Origin of the sequence: Streptomyces sp. NPDC059355 (genome assembly GCF_042752335.1) — a bacterium.
GTDB lineage: Bacteria > Actinomycetota > Actinomycetes > Streptomycetales > Streptomycetaceae > Streptomyces.
The window spans coordinates 1-16909 of sequence record NZ_JBHYXN010000047.1 but is presented as its reverse complement, the minus strand read 5'-3'; the positions used below and the strand labels follow the sequence as shown (position 1 = coordinate 16909).

The 16909-nt window shown below is 70.2% G+C and carries 12 protein-coding genes; 9 read left to right on the top strand and 3 right to left on the bottom strand.

Annotation, left to right across the window (positions count from 1 at the left end):
* Positions 1 to 67: 67 nt before the first annotated feature.
* Positions 68 to 4033 carry a type VII secretion protein EccCa gene (gene eccCa, locus ACFXGI_RS31960; RefSeq protein ID WP_384714296.1) on the bottom strand — a complete coding sequence of 1322 codons (3966 nt, stop codon included), beginning with the start codon at positions 4031 to 4033 and terminating at the stop codon, positions 68 to 70.
* A gap of 228 nt (positions 4034 to 4261) precedes the next feature.
* On the opposite strand from eccCa, the gene eccD reads away from it, so the two are divergent.
* From eccD to ACFXGI_RS31930, 6 genes are all read left to right on the top strand, one after another.
* Positions 4262 to 5776 (top strand): type VII secretion integral membrane protein EccD, encoded by a 1515-nt coding sequence (eccD, locus tag ACFXGI_RS31955; RefSeq protein WP_384714293.1) that lies wholly within the window; start codon positions 4262 to 4264, stop codon positions 5774 to 5776.
* A gap of 173 nt (positions 5777 to 5949) precedes the next feature.
* The gene (rpsO, locus tag ACFXGI_RS31950; protein ID WP_030859744.1) at positions 5950 to 6237 is read left to right on the top strand and encodes a 30S ribosomal protein S15; all 288 of its coding nucleotides are present in this window, start codon (positions 5950 to 5952) and stop codon (positions 6235 to 6237) included.
* A 312-nt stretch (positions 6238 to 6549) separates the two neighbouring features.
* A complete protein-coding gene (locus ACFXGI_RS31945; RefSeq protein WP_384714415.1) occupies positions 6550 to 8772 on the top strand; it encodes a polyribonucleotide nucleotidyltransferase in 2223 nt (740 codons plus the stop codon).
* Positions 8769 to 10148, top strand: coding sequence for a M16 family metallopeptidase (locus tag ACFXGI_RS31940; protein WP_384714290.1), 1380 nt, complete (start codon positions 8769 to 8771; stop codon positions 10146 to 10148). The genes ACFXGI_RS31945 and ACFXGI_RS31940 overlap by 4 nt, the downstream gene beginning before the upstream one ends.
* A 75-nt stretch (positions 10149 to 10223) precedes the next feature.
* On the top strand, positions 10224 to 10979 hold the full coding sequence (gene dapB / locus ACFXGI_RS31935; protein WP_384714287.1) for a 4-hydroxy-tetrahydrodipicolinate reductase: 756 nt from the start codon (positions 10224 to 10226) through the stop codon (positions 10977 to 10979).
* 19 nt (positions 10980 to 10998) lie between these two features.
* The gene (locus ACFXGI_RS31930; RefSeq protein WP_384714283.1) at positions 10999 to 11460 is read left to right on the top strand and encodes a hypothetical protein; all 462 of its coding nucleotides are present in this window, start codon (positions 10999 to 11001) and stop codon (positions 11458 to 11460) included.
* 95 nt (positions 11461 to 11555) lie between these two features.
* Here the strand turns inward: ACFXGI_RS31930 and ACFXGI_RS31925 are convergent, their stop codons facing one another.
* Complete coding sequence (locus ACFXGI_RS31925) at positions 11556 to 12122, bottom strand: PH domain-containing protein (RefSeq protein WP_384714280.1); 567 nt, start codon at positions 12120 to 12122, stop codon at positions 11556 to 11558.
* 47 nt (positions 12123 to 12169) lie between these two features.
* Positions 12170 to 12409, bottom strand: a complete 240-nt coding sequence (locus ACFXGI_RS31920) for a hypothetical protein (protein WP_384714277.1) — start codon at positions 12407 to 12409, stop codon at positions 12170 to 12172.
* A 246-nt stretch (positions 12410 to 12655) separates the two neighbouring features.
* Between ACFXGI_RS31920 and thyX the strand changes: the two genes are divergently transcribed.
* The 3 genes from thyX to ACFXGI_RS31905 all read left to right on the top strand — a co-directional run bounded on the left by thyX (position 12656) and on the right by ACFXGI_RS31905 (position 16350).
* Positions 12656 to 13396 (top strand): FAD-dependent thymidylate synthase, encoded by a 741-nt coding sequence (gene thyX / locus ACFXGI_RS31915; protein ID WP_053693203.1) that lies wholly within the window; start codon positions 12656 to 12658, stop codon positions 13394 to 13396.
* A 248-nt stretch (positions 13397 to 13644) separates the two neighbouring features.
* A complete protein-coding gene (dapA, locus tag ACFXGI_RS31910; RefSeq protein ID WP_384714273.1) occupies positions 13645 to 14544 on the top strand; it encodes a 4-hydroxy-tetrahydrodipicolinate synthase in 900 nt (299 codons plus the stop codon).
* Positions 14545 to 14664: 120 nt separating this feature from the next.
* Entirely contained in the window at positions 14665 to 16350 is a 1686-nt protein-coding gene (locus ACFXGI_RS31905) for a ribonuclease J (RefSeq protein ID WP_030859731.1), read from the top strand.
* Positions 16351 to 16909 lie beyond the last annotated feature (559 nt).

Here is a 16909-nt window from a genome sequence, read left to right as displayed (position 1 = left end):
GATCACGAGAAAGCGGGGCCCGGCCGCCGGCCGGGCCCCGCTCCGTGTCGGTGCCGCTGCTCCGTCCCTACGCGCCCGGCAGGCGGCCCAGCTGGACCAGGGACGTGCCGCGCTTGCGCGAGGAGAAGTACGCGCGGCCCGGGGGCATCGGGCGGGGGCGGACGTTGCCGATCAGGTCTCCCTCGGACGGATCGCCCGACAGGACCACGCCCTGCGCGCCGAGCTCCTTGAAGCGCTGCATGAACGGCTCGTACATCGAACGCGAGGCGCCCGCCGAGTTGCGCGCGATGATGAAGCGGACCCCCGTGTCGCGTGCGAACGGCAGGTACTCCACCAGCGGGGCCAGCGGATTGCCCTGGCTGGTGGCCACCAGGTCGTAGTCGTCGATGACGATGAACACGTCCGGGCCCGTCCACCAGCTGCGATCGCGCAGCTGCTGCGGAGTGACGTCCGTCGGCGGCTGCCGACGGGAGAACACCCCGCCCAGCGCCTCCATGTGCGTCTGCAGCGAGCTCGCCATCGGCGCGTACTCCAGCAGGTGCTCCTCCGGCAGCGCCCCGAGCAGGCTGCGCCGGTAGTCGCCGACGACGAGGCGGGCCTGGTCCGGGGTGTACCGCTCCGCGATCTGCTGGCAGATCAGCCGCAGCAGGTTCGTCTTGCCGGACTCGCTCTCACCGAACACCAGGAAGAACGGGTCGCTCTCGAAGTCGACGAACACCGGCTCCAGGTCCGTCTCGTCGATGCCGATGGCCAGCCCGCGGCCGGGCTGGTCCCCGCCCCGGGGCAGCTGGTCGGCGTGCAGCAGCCTGGGCAGCAGCCGTACGCCGGGAGCCGCGGCCCCCGCCCAGTTCTGCTTCACCGCCGACACGAACGAGGCGGTGGCCTCCGACAGCTCCTCCGGGTCGTGCGCGCCGTCGATCCGCGGCAGCGCCCCCAGGAAGTGCAGCTTCTCCGCGACCTGGCCGCGACCGGGCATGCCCGTCGGCACGTTCGCCGCGACCTTGCGGTCGAACTCGGAGTCCATGACGTCGCCGAGCCGCAGCTCCAGCCGGTTCAGCATCTGGTCCTTGAGCGCGGCCCGCACCTCCATGTACCGCGCCGCCGTGATCACCACGTGGATGCCGTAGCCCAGACCCCGCGAGGCGATGTCCGTGACCACCGGCTCCAGGCCCTCGTACTCGGTCCGGAAGCCGCCCCAGCCGTCGATGACGAGGAACACGTCGCCCCACGCCTCGCCGGGCAGGTCGCCCGCCGCGCGCCGCCGCCGGTACGTGCCGATCGAGTCGACGTTGTTCGCGCGGAAGAACTCCTCGCGGCGGTTGAGGATGCCCCCCACCTCCGCGACCGTGCGCCGCACCCGCTCCGGGTCCAGGCGCGAGGCGATCCCGCCCACGTGCGGCAGCTCGGCGATCGACGACATGCTGCCGCCGCCGAAGTCGAGCCCGTAGAACTGCACCTCGCGCGGGGTGTGCGTCAGTGCGAACGAGGAGATCAGCGTCCGCATCAGCGTCGACTTGCCCGACTGCGGGCCGCCGACCACCATCATGTGGCCCGCCGCACCCGAGAAGTCCCGGTACAGCACCTCGCGCCGCTGCTCGAACGGCTTGTCGATGAGGCCGAGCGGTACGACGAGCCCGCCGGGCCGCGTGTACCCCTCCGCGTGCAGCCCCCGCTCCGCCGAAGGCGCCAGCGCCGGCAGCAGCTGGTCCAGCGGCGGGGCCTGGTCGAGCGGCGGCAGCCACACCTGGTGCGCCGGCACCCCCTGCCCCTCCAGCCGGCCCACGATCACGTCCAGCACCGTGTCCGCGAGCGCGTCGTCCTCCCGCTGCGACTGCGCCGCCAGGTACGCCGGGTCCGGAGCCGCGTACACGACCGGCACCGGCGTCGCCGTGAACAGCGCGGGGCGCCGCTCCACCGGGAACAGCCCGACCGACAGGTCCGGCCCGCCCGAGCGGTAGGTGCCCGAGACGTACGCCGCCTTGAAGCGCGTCATCTCGTCCGTACCGAACTTCAGGTAGCCCGAACCCGGCACCGACGGGAGGTGGTACGCGTCCGGCACGCCGATCGCGGTCCGCGACTCCGCCGCCGAGAAGGTCCGCAGACCGATCCGGTACGACAGGTACGTGTCCAGCCCGCGCAGCTTGCCCTCCTCCAGGCGCTGCGAGGCCAGCAGCAGGTGCACGCCCAGCGAACGGCCGATGCGGCCGATCTGGATGAACATGTCGATGAAGTCGGGCTTCGCGGTCAGCAGCTCGCTGAACTCGTCGATGACGAGCACCAGCGAGGCCAGCGGCTCCAGCGGGGCGCCCGCGGCGCGCGCCTTCTCGTAGTCGTGGATGTTCGCGTAGTTGCCCGCCGAGCGCAGCAGCTCCTGCCGGCGCTGCAGCTCACCGCGGATCGAGTCGCCCATGCGGTCCACGAGGGTGAGGTCGTCCGCCAGGTTGGTGATGACCGCGGCCACGTGCGGCATCTGCCCCATGCCCGTGAAGGTCGCACCGCCCTTGAAGTCGGCGAGCACGAAGTTCAGCGTCTCCGAGGTGTGCGTGACCGCCAGGCCCAGCACCAGGGTGCGCAGCAGCTCCGACTTGCCGGAACCGGTCGCGCCCACGCACAGGCCGTGCGGGCCCATGCCCTCCTGCGCTGCCTCCTTCAGGTCCAGCATGACCGGCGCGCCGCCCTCGCCGACGCCGATCGGCACGCGCAGCCGCTCACCGGCCGAACGCGGCCGCCAGGTCCGGGCCACGTCGATCGAGGCCGCGTCACCCAGGTTCAGCAGGTCCGTGAAGTCCAGGTTGGCCAGCAGCGGTTCGTCGTCGTCCCCGCCGCCCGTGCGCAGCGGCGCCAGCTGCCGCGCGAGCGCTTCCGCCGCCGGCAGCGACAGCGTGTCCGGCACGCCCTCGTACGCGATCCCCGCGCCCGACTCCAGCCGCAGCCGGCCCGGCCGCACCACGACCGACAGTCCGCCGCGCGGCTCGTCCAGCTCGCCCGCGACCACCTCGACGATGGTCACGCCCTGCAGCCCCTCGGCCGCCGCGAACGCCGAGTCCGGCGGCACCAGACCACCGCGCGAGTTGGCGTCCAGTACGACGACCAGGTGCGGCTGGTCCAGCACCGGGGACACGTCCCGGCTGAACCGCGGCCGGCCCTCCAGCCGGGGCGCCAGCAGCCCCTCCAGCTCGGTCAGGTCATCGCTGAACAGCCGCTTCGTACCGGCCCCGTCGACCTGCCCGGGCACCTGCGTGTGCGGCAGCCACTTCGTCCAGTCCCAGGACGGCACCGCACCGGGCGCGGCCACCACGGCCACCACCAGGTCCTCGGGGGAGTGCAGCGTCGCCAGCTGCGCCACCAGCGCCCGCGCCGCCCCGCGCGCCGACTCCGGCTCACCGGACACCGTCACGTGGTAGAACGCCCGCAGTGACACCGCCACCGGCAGCCCGTCCAGCGAGGAGTGCACCTTGAGGAAGCGCTGCATCGCGCCCGCCGTCAGGGGCTCCAGTTCGTCCACCGGAGCCGTGTCCGGCGCCACCAGCGGAGTCGCGAGACGCTGCGCGCCCAGCCCGAGCCGGGCCTGCCCGAAGTCCTCGTCGCCGACGCGCCGCTCCCACAGCCGCGAGCCCTCGGCCACCACCGACCACAACTGCTCGGGGGCCGGGTGCAGATACAGCTGCGCGTCGCGCTGCGCCCGAGCGGTCCTGCGGACCTGACGGCGGGTCTGAGCGAGGTATTTCAGGTAGTCCCGTCGGACATCGGCCATTTGCCCCTGCGTACCGCGCCGGTGGCGCACCAGCTGGGCCAGGACCATGCCCACCGTGGACACCAGCATCAGCACACCCATGATGCGCATGAAGGGCGCCGCACCCGGCATGAAGAAGAAGACGACCGACGAGCCCATGCCGAGCATCGGCAGGAGCTGCATCAGCATGCCCTCCTGCTGCCCGCGGGGAAGCTCCGGCGGAGCCTCCAGTCTCAGCTCGTCCGAAGGGACTTCGGGCGGCAAGGACCGCGGCGGGCGTTTGACGACGATCTGACTCACCGGAGCATCAATCCCTCGAAAACGGACGGGACGTCGCTACCGGCGCCCCCAAGTCCCGGGCGCGAAGGGGGTCTCCCCTGCGCGACGGTGATCCTACTTGCCGACAGTCACTCATACGCCCGGTAGGGTGACCCGCGCAGCATGCGCATCCGCGAATCCACGGCGAATCCACGGCGAATCCACGGCAGAGGTGCATGCACCCGCTTCGCCAACCAGGGGGTCACACAGGTGAGTACGGCCGCAACGACGGGCTTCTGCAGGGTCACCGTCGTGGCTCCCGACAGCCGCATCGACGTCGCCCTCCCCGAGGACATCGCCGTCGCCGACGTCTATCCCGAACTGCTGCGCCTCACCGGCCAGACCCAGCCCGTCGGCGCCCCCACCGGCTTCCACCTGGTCCGCCGCGACGGCACCGTCCTCGACGGCGCCCGCACGCTCGCCGCCCAGCAGGTCCTCGACGGCGAGGTGCTGAGCCTGCGCCCGTTCGCCGACTCGCTGCCGCCCGCCGTCTTCGACGACGTCTCCGACGCCGTCGCCTCCGCCGTCGTCCGCGACCGCCACCGCTGGAGCGACGACATGCTGCGCGGCGCGGGCCTGATCGGCGCCGCCCTGCTGCTCGTCCTGCTCGGCTTCGTCCTCTGGTACGCCGACCCGGTCCGCCACGACATGCACGGCCTGCCCGGCATCATCGCCGGCGCCGCGGGCGTGCTCCTGACCGCCGCCGCCGGCGTGCGCGCCGGGGTCTACCGCGACCGCGGCTCCGCCGTCGCCCTCGGCCTCGGCGCCCTCCCGCTCCTGCTGATCGCCGGCTCCGGCATCGTCGCCGCCGGCGCGGGCGAGGGACCCGGCCGGCTCCAGTTCCTGCTCGGCTGCGTCTGCGTGCTCGTCGCCTCCGTCGCCCTGGTCGCGCTCACCCCGAACGGGGACGCCCCCTTCGTCGCGGCCACCTTCCTCGGCGCCACCGGCACCCTGGCCACCTTCGTCGCCATCGTCACCGAGGCCTCCGCCACCGCGACCGCCGCCGTCTGCGCCCCCGTCGCCATCGGCCTCGTCGCCTTCCTGCCCGGCCTCTCCGCCCGCTTCGCCCGGCTGCCCATCGGCTACGCCGCCCCGCAGAGCGCCGCCGACGAGTACGTCGACCACGCAGGGACCCCCGACCGGTACGAGAGCGAGCCGTACGCCGACTCCTCCGCCGAGCAGCACGACCCGGGCGCCCCGCTCGACGCCGAGGCCATCGCCGCCCAGGCCCGCCGCGGCCACGAGATGCTGCTCGGCCTGGTCGGCGGCTGCGCCGCGATCGCCGTCGGCTCCGCCGCCGTACTCGGCTTCTCCGACAACACCTGGGGCCGGCTCCTGGCGCTGACCACCGGGCTGGCCATGCTGCTGCGCGCCCGGCTCTTCCGGTACACCTCCCAGGTCGTGTGCACCCTGGTCGCCGGCCTGGCCGCCATCGCCCTGCTGATCCTGGGCCTGGCCCTGCACCCGCCGGCCGACCTGGTCCGCGAGCTCGTCCAGTACCACGACCGCGGCGGCCTGGACCTCCGTACGATCTGGCTCTCCGCGGCCGTCGCCGCCGGCGCGGCCCTCCTCGCGGGAATTGCGCTTGTCATCCCGCGCAAGGGCCTGTCACCCTTCTGGGGACGGCTGCTCGACCTCACCGAGGCGGCAGTACTGCTCAGTCTTGTCCCGCTGGCCCTCGCCGTGCTGGACGTGTACGCCCGGGCCCGCGCTCTCACCAGCTGAGACAGGGGCCGTGCGGCAGCCTGGTACGCTGTGTGACGGCCGTTTGTGTACGCGCCCCCGGAAATCCTCTGGAGGCTGCGCTCAGCGGACCCCGCCTCCCGAGTTACGGAAGATCCCCAGAGAATTCGACCTGGGGCACTCGGTGGCTACGAAGACCTATACGAGGAGTACGCGTGTCGCTCGACGCCGCTACGAAGAAGCAGATCATCGCCGAGTTTGGTGCCAAGGAGGGCGACACCGGCTCCCCCGAGGTCCAGGTCGCCATGCTGTCCAAGCGCATCTCGGACCTGACCGAGCACCTCAAGACCCACAAGCACGACCACCACTCCCGTCGTGGTCTGCTGATCCTGGTCGGCCAGCGTCGCCGCCTGCTGCAGTACCTGGCCAAGAAGGACATCCAGCGCTTCCGCGCGCTGGTCGAGCGCCTCGGCATCCGCCGCGGTGCGGCCGGCGTCAAGTAAAGACGCTGTGAAGGGAGCGGTTCCCACACTGAGGGGGCCGCTCCCTTTGCTGTACGTGCTGACGCTCTACGTGCGGGACGTACCGGACGCTTTGTAGTCTGGACGCACGTGCATGGCGAACCACGTGCACAACTGAAGAGGAGGAGCGCCCTCCCAGGCCGCCGGTCCTCGGTAGTGGTACCCGGAATGCCCCACGGGCACCGAACCGGGTACTTCGATCGAAGACCGGCCCGCACGCAAGGAGCGCTTCTCCGCAACCGTCCGCAGCCACACGGGCAGCGGACGGAGACGACGAAAATGGAGAAAACGCTAGTGGAGAACGAGACCCACTACGCCGAGGCCGTCATTGACAACGGTTCCTTCGGCACCCGCACCATCCGCTTCGAGACGGGCCGTCTGGCCCGCCAGGCCGCCGGCTCCGCCGTTGCCTACCTGGACGACGACACGATGGTGCTTTCCGCCACCACCGCGTCGAAGAAGCCCAAGGACCAGCTCGACTTCTTCCCCCTGACGGTGGACGTCGAGGAGCGCCAGTACGCGGCCGGCAAGATCCCCGGATCCTTCTTCCGCCGCGAGGGCCGCCCCTCCGAGGACGCGATCCTCACCTGCCGCCTGATCGACCGCCCGCTGCGCCCGTCCTTCAAGAAGGGCCTGCGCAACGAGATCCAGGTCGTCGCCACCATCATGGCGCTCAACCCGGACCACCTGTACGACGTCATCGCGATCAACGCCGCGTCCGCGTCCACGCAGCTGGCCGGCCTGCCCTTCTCCGGCCCGATCGGCGGCGTCCGCGTCGCGCTGATCCGCGGCCAGTGGGTGGCCTTCCCGACGCACACCGAGCTCGAGGACGCCGTCTTCGACATGGTCGTCGCGGGCCGCGTCCTGGAGGACGGCGACGTCGCGATCATGATGGTCGAGGCCGAGGCCACCGACAAGACCATCGCCCTCGTCAAGGGCGGCGCCGAGGCGCCGACCGAGGAGATCGTGGCCGCCGGCCTCGACGCCTCGAAGCCCTTCATCAAGGCCCTCTGCAAGGCCCAGGCGGACCTGGCGGCCAAGGCCGCCAAGCCCGAGGGCGAGTTCCCGGTCTTCCTGGACTACCAGGACGACGTGTACGAGGCCCTCGCGGCCGCCGTCAAGGGCGACCTCGCCAAGGCGCTGACCATTGCGGGCAAGCAGGACCGCGAGGCCGAGCTCGACCGCGTCAAGGACATCGCCGCCGAGAAGCTCCTCCCGGCCTTCGAGGGCCGCGAGAAGGAGATCTCCGCCGCCTACCGCAGCCTGACCAAGGCCCTGGTGCGCGAGCGCGTCATCAAGGACAAGGTCCGCATCGACGGCCGCGGGATCACGGACATCCGTACCCTCGCCGCCGAGGTCGAGGCCATCCCGCGCGTGCACGGCTCGGCGCTCTTCGAGCGTGGCGAGACCCAGATCCTGGGCGTCACCACCCTCAACATGCTCCGTATGGAGCAGCAGCTGGACACCCTCTCCCCGGTGACCCGCAAGCGCTACATGCACAACTACAACTTCCCGCCGTACTCCGTCGGTGAGACCGGCCGCGTGGGCTCGCCCAAGCGCCGCGAGATCGGCCACGGCGCGCTCGCCGAGCGCGCGATCGTGCCGGTCCTGCCGACCCGCGAGGAGTTCCCGTACGCGATCCGCCAGGTGTCCGAGGCCCTCGGCTCCAACGGTTCGACGTCCATGGGCTCGGTCTGCGCCTCCACCATGTCGCTGCTGAACGCCGGTGTGCCCCTCAAGGCCCCCGTCGCCGGCATCGCCATGGGCCTGATCTCCCAGGAGATCGACGGCAAGACGCACTACGTCGCCCTCACCGACATCCTCGGTGCGGAGGACGCCTTCGGCGACATGGACTTCAAGGTCGCCGGCACCAAGGAGTTCGTCACCGCGCTCCAGCTGGACACCAAGCTCGACGGCATCCCGGCCTCGGTCCTGGCCGCCGCCCTCAAGCAGGCCCGCGACGCCCGCCTCCACATCCTCGACGTGATGATGGAAGCGATCGACACGCCGGACGCCATGTCCCCGTTCGCCCCGCGGATCATCACGGTCAAGATCCCCGTGGACAAGATCGGTGAGGTCATCGGCCCCAAGGGCAAGATGATCAACCAGATCCAGGAGGACACCGGCGCCGAGATCACGATCGAGGACGACGGCACCATCTACATCGGTGCCTCCGACGGCCCGGCGGCCGAGGCCGCCCGCGCCACGATCAACTCGATCGCCAACCCGACCATGCCGGAGGTCGGCGAGCGCTACCTGGGTACGGTCGTCAAGACCACCACCTTCGGTGCCTTCGTCTCCCTCATGCCGGGCAAGGACGGCCTGCTGCACATCTCGCAGATCCGCAAGCTCGCCGGTGGCAAGCGCGTGGAGAACGTCGAGGACGTGCTCGCGGTCGGCACCAAGGTCCAGGTCGAGATCGCCGAGATCGACCAGCGCGGCAAGCTCTCGCTGGTCCCCGTGATCGACGGCGAGGCCGCCGGCGACGATGCTGACAAGGACGACTCCGACAAGTGACGTCGCGTAGTTCCCGTGTGACGGCCCGCCCCTCTTCGGAGGGGCGGGCCGTCGCCCGTACCCAAACCCTCCTCAAGGGCGAGAACGGCATCGGCACCGTCCGGCGCACGCTCCTCCCCGGCGGACTGCGCATCGTCACGGAGACACTGCCCTCGGTCCGCTCCGCCACCTTCGGCATCTGGGCGCACGTGGGCTCCCGGGACGAGACGCCCACGCTCAACGGCGCCACGCACTACCTGGAGCACCTCCTCTTCAAGGGCACGCACAAGCGCAGCGCCCTCGACATCTCCTCCGCGATCGACGCGGTCGGCGGCGAGATGAACGCCTTCACGGCGAAGGAGTACACCTGCTACTACGCGCGGGTGCTCGACACCGACCTGCCGCTGGCGATCGACGTCGTCTGCGACATGCTCACCGGCTCGCTGATCCGTGAGGAGGACGTCGACGCCGAGCGCGGCGTCATCCTCGAAGAGATCGCGATGACCGAGGACGACCCGGGCGACATGGTCCACGACCTGTTCGCGCAGACCATGTACGGGGACACCCCGCTGGGCCGCCCCGTCCTCGGCACCGTCGACACGATCAACGCCCTGGGCGCCGACCGGATCCGCCGCTTCTACAAGAAGCACTACGACCCCCGCCACCTGGTGGTGGCCGCGGCCGGCAACGTCGACCACAACAAGGTCGTACGCCAGGTCCGCGCGGCCTTCGAGAAGGCGGGCGCCCTCGGGCACACCGACGCCGAGCCCATCGGCCCGCGCGGCGGCACCAAGCGCATCCGCACCTCCGGCCGGGTCGAGCTGGTCAACCGCAAGACCGAGCAGGCCCACGTGGTCCTCGGCATGCCGGGCCTGGCCCGCACCGACGAGCGCCGCTGGGCGCTCGGCGTACTGAACACGGCCCTCGGCGGAGGCATGTCCTCCCGCCTCTTCCAGGAGGTCCGGGAGAAGCGCGGCCTGGCCTACAGCGTGTACTCGTACACCTCGGGCTTCGCCGACACCGGCCTCTTCGGCGTGTACGCGGGCTGCCGCCCCAACCAGGTCCACGACGTGCTGCGGATCTGCCGCGACGAGCTCGACAAGGTCGTCTCCGAGGGACTCGCCGACGAGGAGATCAAGCGGGCCATCGGCCAGCTGTCCGGCTCCACCGTCCTCGGCCTGGAGGACACCGGCGCGATCATGAACCGCATCGGCAAGAGCGAGCTCTGCTGGGGCGACCAGATGTCCGTCGACGACATGCTCGCCCGGATCGCGTCCGTCACCCCGGACGACGTCCGCGCGGTCGCCGCCGACGTACTGGCCCAGCGGCCGTCGCTCGCGGTGGTCGGCCCGCTGAAGGAGAAGCAGGCCGCCCGCCTCGACGAAGCGGTCGCCTGAGACGCTGACACCCCGAGGCCGGGCACCGGCCGCCGCCGGCCGGTGCCCGGCCCGTACGACAGGAAGCGAAGAAGCATGAGCAGCAAGCTGCGGGTAGCGGTTCTCGGCGCTCAGGGCCGCATCGGCTCCGAAGCGGTCAAGGCCGTCGAGGCCGCCGAGGACATGGAGCTGGTGGCCGCCCTCGGCCGCGGCGACAAACTGGAGACGGTGGCCGAGGCCGGCGCGCAGGTCGCGGTCGAGCTGACCACCCCCGATTCGGTCATGGGGAACCTCGACTTCCTCATCGGCCACGGCATCCACGCGGTCGTCGGCACCACCGGCTGGAACGAGGAGCGCCTCGGCCGGCTGGACACCTGGCTGGCCGGCTCCCCGCGGACCGGTGTGCTCATCGCCCCGAACTTCTCCATCGGCGCCGTCCTCACCATGAAGTTCGCCGCCCAGGCCGCCCGCTACTTCGAGTCCGTCGAGGTCGTCGAGCTCCACCACCCCAACAAGGTCGACGCCCCCTCCGGCACCGCGACCCGTACGGCGCAGCTCATCGCGGCCGCCCGCGCCGAGGCCGGCTGCGCCCCGCAGCCCGACGCCACCGCCACCGCCCTCGACGGCGCGCGCGGCGCGAACGTCGACGGGGTCCCGGTGCACGCGATCCGCCTGCGCGGCCTGCTGGCCCACCAGGAAGTGCTCCTCGGCGGCGAGGGCGAGACCCTGACCATCCGTCACGACTCCCTGCACCACAGCAGCTTCATGCCGGGCATCCTGCTCGGCGCGCGGCGCGTCGTGCAGCACCCGGGCCTCACGTTCGGCCTGGAAAACTTCCTCGACCTCGGCTGATGAGCAGGCAGTAGTACCCATGCGCGCGAAGATCACTTACTTCCTCACGGCCGCCGTCCTGGTCGTCTACTTCGTCCTGGCCGGCAGCCGCGGCGTCCTGCTGATCCGGCAGGGCACCCCACTGACCGTGGTCTTCGGTGCCGCGGTGCTGATCCTGCCGGTCATCGGCGTCTGGTTCCTCTGGAAGAACACCCAGTTCGTGACCAGGGCGAACCAGCTCGCGACCGAGCTGGAGGCCGAGGGCGGGCTGCCCGTCGACGAGCTGGAGCGGGACCAGTACGGTCGGATCCTGCGCGACTCCGCCGACGAGGTCTTCGCACGCCGCAAGGCCGAGACGGAGGACGCACCGGGGGACTGGCGCAGCTGGTTCCGCCTCGCCGTGGCCTACCACGACGCCCGCGACACCCCGCGGGCCCGCAAGGCCATGCAGCGGGCCATCGCGCTGCACGGCGGACCGCGCCGCCAGGCCGCCCGGCAGTAGGCCCGCAGGCCGCGTAGAACCCGTAGAACCCGGAAGCCCGTACGGGCCCGCCTCGGCGGATCCCGTACGGGCTTCCAGGGCTCTGGAGGTCCGCGTCAGGCGGGCACGGTCCGGTACTCCTCGGCCCAGGCCTCGACCATGTCGGCGGCCCGGTCGAACGCCTCGGTCCGCGACAGGAAATCGGCGTTGTGGTCGGTCAGCAGCACCGGCAGCTCCGCACCGCCGGGCCCGGCCGCCGTCAGGGCCTGGCCCTGGACGGTCCGCGGCAGCCCCAGCCAGCGCACCGGCTGCTGGACCGTACGGACCTCGGTGATCTCGTTCCAGGTGATCGAGCGGGTCCGGAAGAAGGACACCTGGCGCAGCCCCGCGGGGCTCACCCAGACGCCCGACATGAGCATCCGCAGCGCCGACCCGATCACGCAGAGCGCGGCGGCCAGGCAGACGAGGGCTCCGGACCAGGTGCCCGCGAACGCGATGATCATCGTGGCGAGCAGCATGAACGCTGCCAGCAGGAGCAGCAACGCGGCGCCGGCCACCCGCCAGGGCCCCGGCCGGTACGGCCGGCGCCAGCGGTCGGGGTCCTCGTGGGCCAGTACGTCCTCGCCGGCACTGTCTTCGTGCGCGTCGAACGCGCGGTCGGCCGTCAAGAAGGGCAGGGGCACGGCTGTACCTCACTCACATGCACGTTCGGTTGGGCTTGACCGTGAGGCTACCGCCCCTCGGAGGCCTCCGACTGCTGCGACTTGGCGGGCGCCCGGTGGGGCTGCAGTGCCGGCATGCCGAAGAGCAGGGAGCCGACCAGCCCGGCCACCACGGTCAGCCCGACCAGACTACGGGCGGCCATCTGGGCCACGCCCAGACGCTCGCGCGGCGGCGGAGTGACGTTGCTGCGGAAGCGGTCGGCCTCGGCGACGAAGGCGAACGGAACGGGCTCGCTCCGGCGAAACATAGAGCGACTCTCCTCACGGTCGGGCCCGGGGGCGGTGATGACGGATGCGTGTGGCGTGTACTGGGAAAGACGTACGAACCGCCCAATCGGTGCCGGAATTCGGGACATTAACCAAATTTTATGGCCGGGCATCAGCCGAAAGGGTGACCGGGTCGCCCCCGGAGCCGGCCGTAGAGCTGCGCGTCGAGCCGCGAGCCGCGCCGTAGAGTGGGCGCGCCCCAAGAGAGTCGTTCGGAAGGACCCCCGGTGAGCGAGACCGCCGCTTCAGACCTGAAACCCAGCTTCCGCAGTGATGTGACGGTGGAGCTGGTGAAGCACTCCGCCGCCGACTCCGACGTGCTGTGGGCCGCCCGTGTCTCCACGGCCGGCGAGCAGTCGCTCGAGGAGCTCCAGAAGGACCCGGAGCGCTCCAAGGGCCTCATCAACTACCTGATGCGCGACCGGCACGGCAGCCCGTTCGAGCACAACTCGATGACCTTCTTCATCAGCGCCCCGATCTTCGTGTTCCGGGAGTTCATGCGGCACCGCGTCGGCTGGTCCTACAACGAGGAATCGGGCCGCTACAGGGAGCTCGAGCCGGTCTTCTACGTCCCCGACGCCGAGCGCAAGCTCGTCCAGCAGGGCCGTCCGGGCAAGTACGTCTTCGTCGAGGGCACAGCGGCCCAGCAGGAACTGACGGGCCGGGTCATGGAGGACTCGTACCGTCAGGCCTACGAGGCCTACCAGGAGATGCTGGCGGCGGGCGTGGCACGGGAGGTTGCCCGTTCGGTCCTGCCGGTCGGACTTTTCTCCTCGATGTACGCCACCTGCAACGCGCGCTCCCTCATGCACTTCCTCGGCCTGCGCACGCAGCACGAGCTCGCGACCACCCCGTCCTTCCCGCAGCGGGAGATCGAGATGGTCGGCGAGAAGATGGAGCGGCACTGGGCCTCGCTCATGCCGCTCACGTACGCCGCGTACAACGCCAACGGACGGGTCGCCCCGTAAGGGCCGGTACGGCCCGATGGGGACGGATGAGCCCATCGCGTACGGATGTGCGGAGTCAAGTCCGAAGTGTCCGTATTGCCACGTTTCGTAAAGTTCATCTAGGCTGATCAAACGGACCCGGCACTGCTTGAACCCCCGAGCAGGCAGTGCCGGGATCCAACAACCCTCCCGGCCAGTGCCGGGAGCCACACCCTCTTGACGTCCCCCGAGGGGACAACGTGAGCATGGCAGCGAGTAGCGTGTTACCCATGGCTCCGATCTCGACTCCGCAGACCCCCTTCGGGCGGGTCCTCACCGCCATGATCACGCCGTTCACGGCGGATGGCGCACTCGACCTCGACGGCGCGCAGCGGCTCGCCGTCCACCTGGTGGACGCAGGCAACGACGGCCTGATCGTCAACGGGACCACCGGTGAGTCCCCGACCACCACCGACGCGGAGAAAAACGACCTCGTACGAGCCGTCCTCGAAGCGGTCGGCGACCGGGCCCACGTCGTCGCCGGCATCGGCACCAACGACACCCGCCACACCCTGGAGCTCGCCCGCCAGGCCGAGCGCACCGGCGCCCACGGCCTGCTCGCGGTGACCCCGTACTACAGCAAGCCGCCGCAGGAGGGCCTCTTCCGGCACTTCACGGCGATCGCCGACGCCACCGAGCTTCCGGTGATGCTCTACGACATCCCCGGCCGCAGCGGTGTCCCGATCAACACCGAAACCCTGGTGAGGCTCGCCGAGCACCCCCGTATCGTGGCCAACAAGGACGCCAAGGGCGACCTCGGCCGTGCCAGCTGGGCCATCGCCCAGAGCGGACTCGCCTGGTACTCCGGCGACGACATGCTGAACCTGCCGCTGCTGTCCGTCGGCGCCGTCGGCTTCGTCTCCGTGGTCGGCCACGTGGTCAGCCCCGAGCTCCGCGCGATGCTCGAAGCCCACCTGGGCGGCGACGTCCAGAAGGCCACCGAGATCCACCAGAAGCTGCTGCCCGTCTTCACCGGTATGTTCCGCACGCAGGGTGTGATCACCACCAAGGGCGCGCTGAACCTGCAGGGCCTGCCCGCGGGCCCGCTGCGCCTCCCGCTGGTCGACCTGACGGCCGAAGAGACGGCCCAGCTCAAGATCGATCTTGCCGCCGGCGGGGTAGAGCTCTGACACCAGACTTCACAACTGAATAAGCAAGACGAACACAACAGACGAATGCAAGTGCACGAATGACATGCGCGCCACGTGCCTTACGACGAGGTACGTGGCGTGTGTGGTGAGGAGATACTTTTGAGCCATCCGCACCCTGAACTCGGCCCGCCGCCGAAGCTCCCCAAGGGCGGCCTCCGGGTCACCCCCCTGGGCGGTCTCGGCGAGATCGGCCGCAACATGACCGTCTTCGAGTTCGACGGCCGCCTGCTGATCGTCGACTGCGGCGTTCTCTTCCCCGAGGAGGAGCAGCCGGGCATCGACCTGATCCTGCCGGACTTCTCGTCCATCCGGGACCGGCTCGACGACATCGAGGGCATCGTCCTCACGCACGGCCACGAGGACCACATCGGCGCCGTCCCGTACCTCCTCCGGGAGAAGCCGGACATCCCGCTGATCGGATCCAAGCTGACGCTGGCCCTCATCGAGGCGAAGCTCCAGGAGCACCGCATCCGCCCCTACACCCTCGAGGTGAAGGAAGGCGAGCGCGAGAACCTCGGCCCCTTCGACTGCGAGTTCATCGCGGTCAACCACTCCATCCCGGACGCCCTGGCCGTCGCCATCCGCACCGGCGCGGGCATGGTCGTCTGCACCGGCGACTTCAAGATGGACCAGCTCCCGCTGGACAACCGCCTGACCGACCTCCACGCCTTCGCGCGTCTGAGCGAGGAGGGCATCGACCTCCTCCTCTCCGACTCGACGAACGCCGAGGTCCCGGGCTTCGTCCCGCCGGAGCGCGACATCTCGAACGCCATCCGCGGCGTCTTCGCGAGCGCGCAGAAGCGGATCATCGTGGCCTCCTTCGCGAGCCACGTCCACCGCATCCAGCAGATCCTGGACGCCGCCCACGAGTACGGCCGCAGGGTCGCCTTCGTCGGCCGCTCCATGGTCCGCAACATGGGCATCGCCCGTGACCTGGGCTACCTGCGCGTCCCGGCCGGCCTCGTCGTCGACGTCAAGACCCTCGACGACCTGCCGGACGACGAGGTCGTGCTGGTCTGTACGGGCTCCCAGGGCGAGCCGATGGCTGCCCTGTCCCGCATGGCCAACCGCGACCACCAGATCCGGATCGTCCCCGGCGACACGGTGATCCTCGCGTCGTCGCTGATCCCGGGCAACGAGAACGCGGTCTACCGCGTGATCAACGGCCTGACCCGCTGGGGCGCCAACGTCGTGCACAAGGGCAACGCCAAGGTGCACGTCTCCGGCCACGCCTCCGCTGGCGAGCTGCTGTACTTCTACAACATCTGCAAGCCGCGGAACCTCATGCCGGTCCACGGCGAATGGCGCCACCTGCGGGCCAACGCCGAGCTCGGTGCCATGACGGGCGTCCCGAAGGACCGCATCGTCATCGCCGAGGACGGCGTGGTCGTCGACCTGATCGACGGCAAGGCCCGGATCTCCGGCAAGGTCCAGGCGGGGTACGTGTACGTGGACGGCCTGTCGGTCGGCGACGTCACGGAGGCCTCGCTGAAGGACCGCCGGATCCTCGGTGACGAGGGCATCATCTCGGTCTACGTGGTGGTGGACAGCACCACCGGCAAGGTCGTCAGCGGCCCGAACATCCAGGCCCGCGGCTCCGGCATCGAGGACTCCGCCTTCGGGTCCGTCATGGTGAAGATCGAGGAAGCCATCGCCCGCGCCGCCGCCGACGGCGTCGCGGAACCGCACCAGATCCAGCAGCTCATCCGCCGGACCATGGGCAAGTGGGTCTCGGACGGCTACCGCCGCCGCCCGATGATCCTCCCGGTCGTCGTCGAGGTCTGAGCCTCGCCGTAGCGCCGTCACCGGAGCGGGGCAACCGGATTTGCATCCGGGGCCCCGCTCCAGTACGTTTACGTCTCCACCTCGCACAACACCCGGGCACACACGTGTGCCCGCACGTGTCATGTGCGGGCGGGTGGGATTCGAGACCAGGGAAACCTGATAAAGTCTGGTCCACCCGAAAGGGAAAGGCCCTCCAACGGCCACCGAATTCAATTCCACTCCGGAAACGGAGCGGAAAGAATCTGGTAAGGTTGGAATCGCCGGAAAGGGAAAGCGCGAAAGCGAAGACCCCGGAAAGCAAGCGGAACTGACTCTGATAGAGTCGGAAACGCAAGAACGAAGAGCGAAAGCCCGGAGGAAAGCCCGAGAGGGTGAGTACAAAGGAAGCGTCCGTTCCTTGAGAACTCAACAGCGTGCCAAAAATCAACGCCAAAAGTTGATACCCCGTCCACTTCGGTGGATGAGGTTCCTTTGAAAAAGACCTGTGAGGTCGCCTTCGGGTGATGCTTGCAGGCAATTACACAGCGAGGACGCAGTGGTCAGTCGGTCATATTCCGAC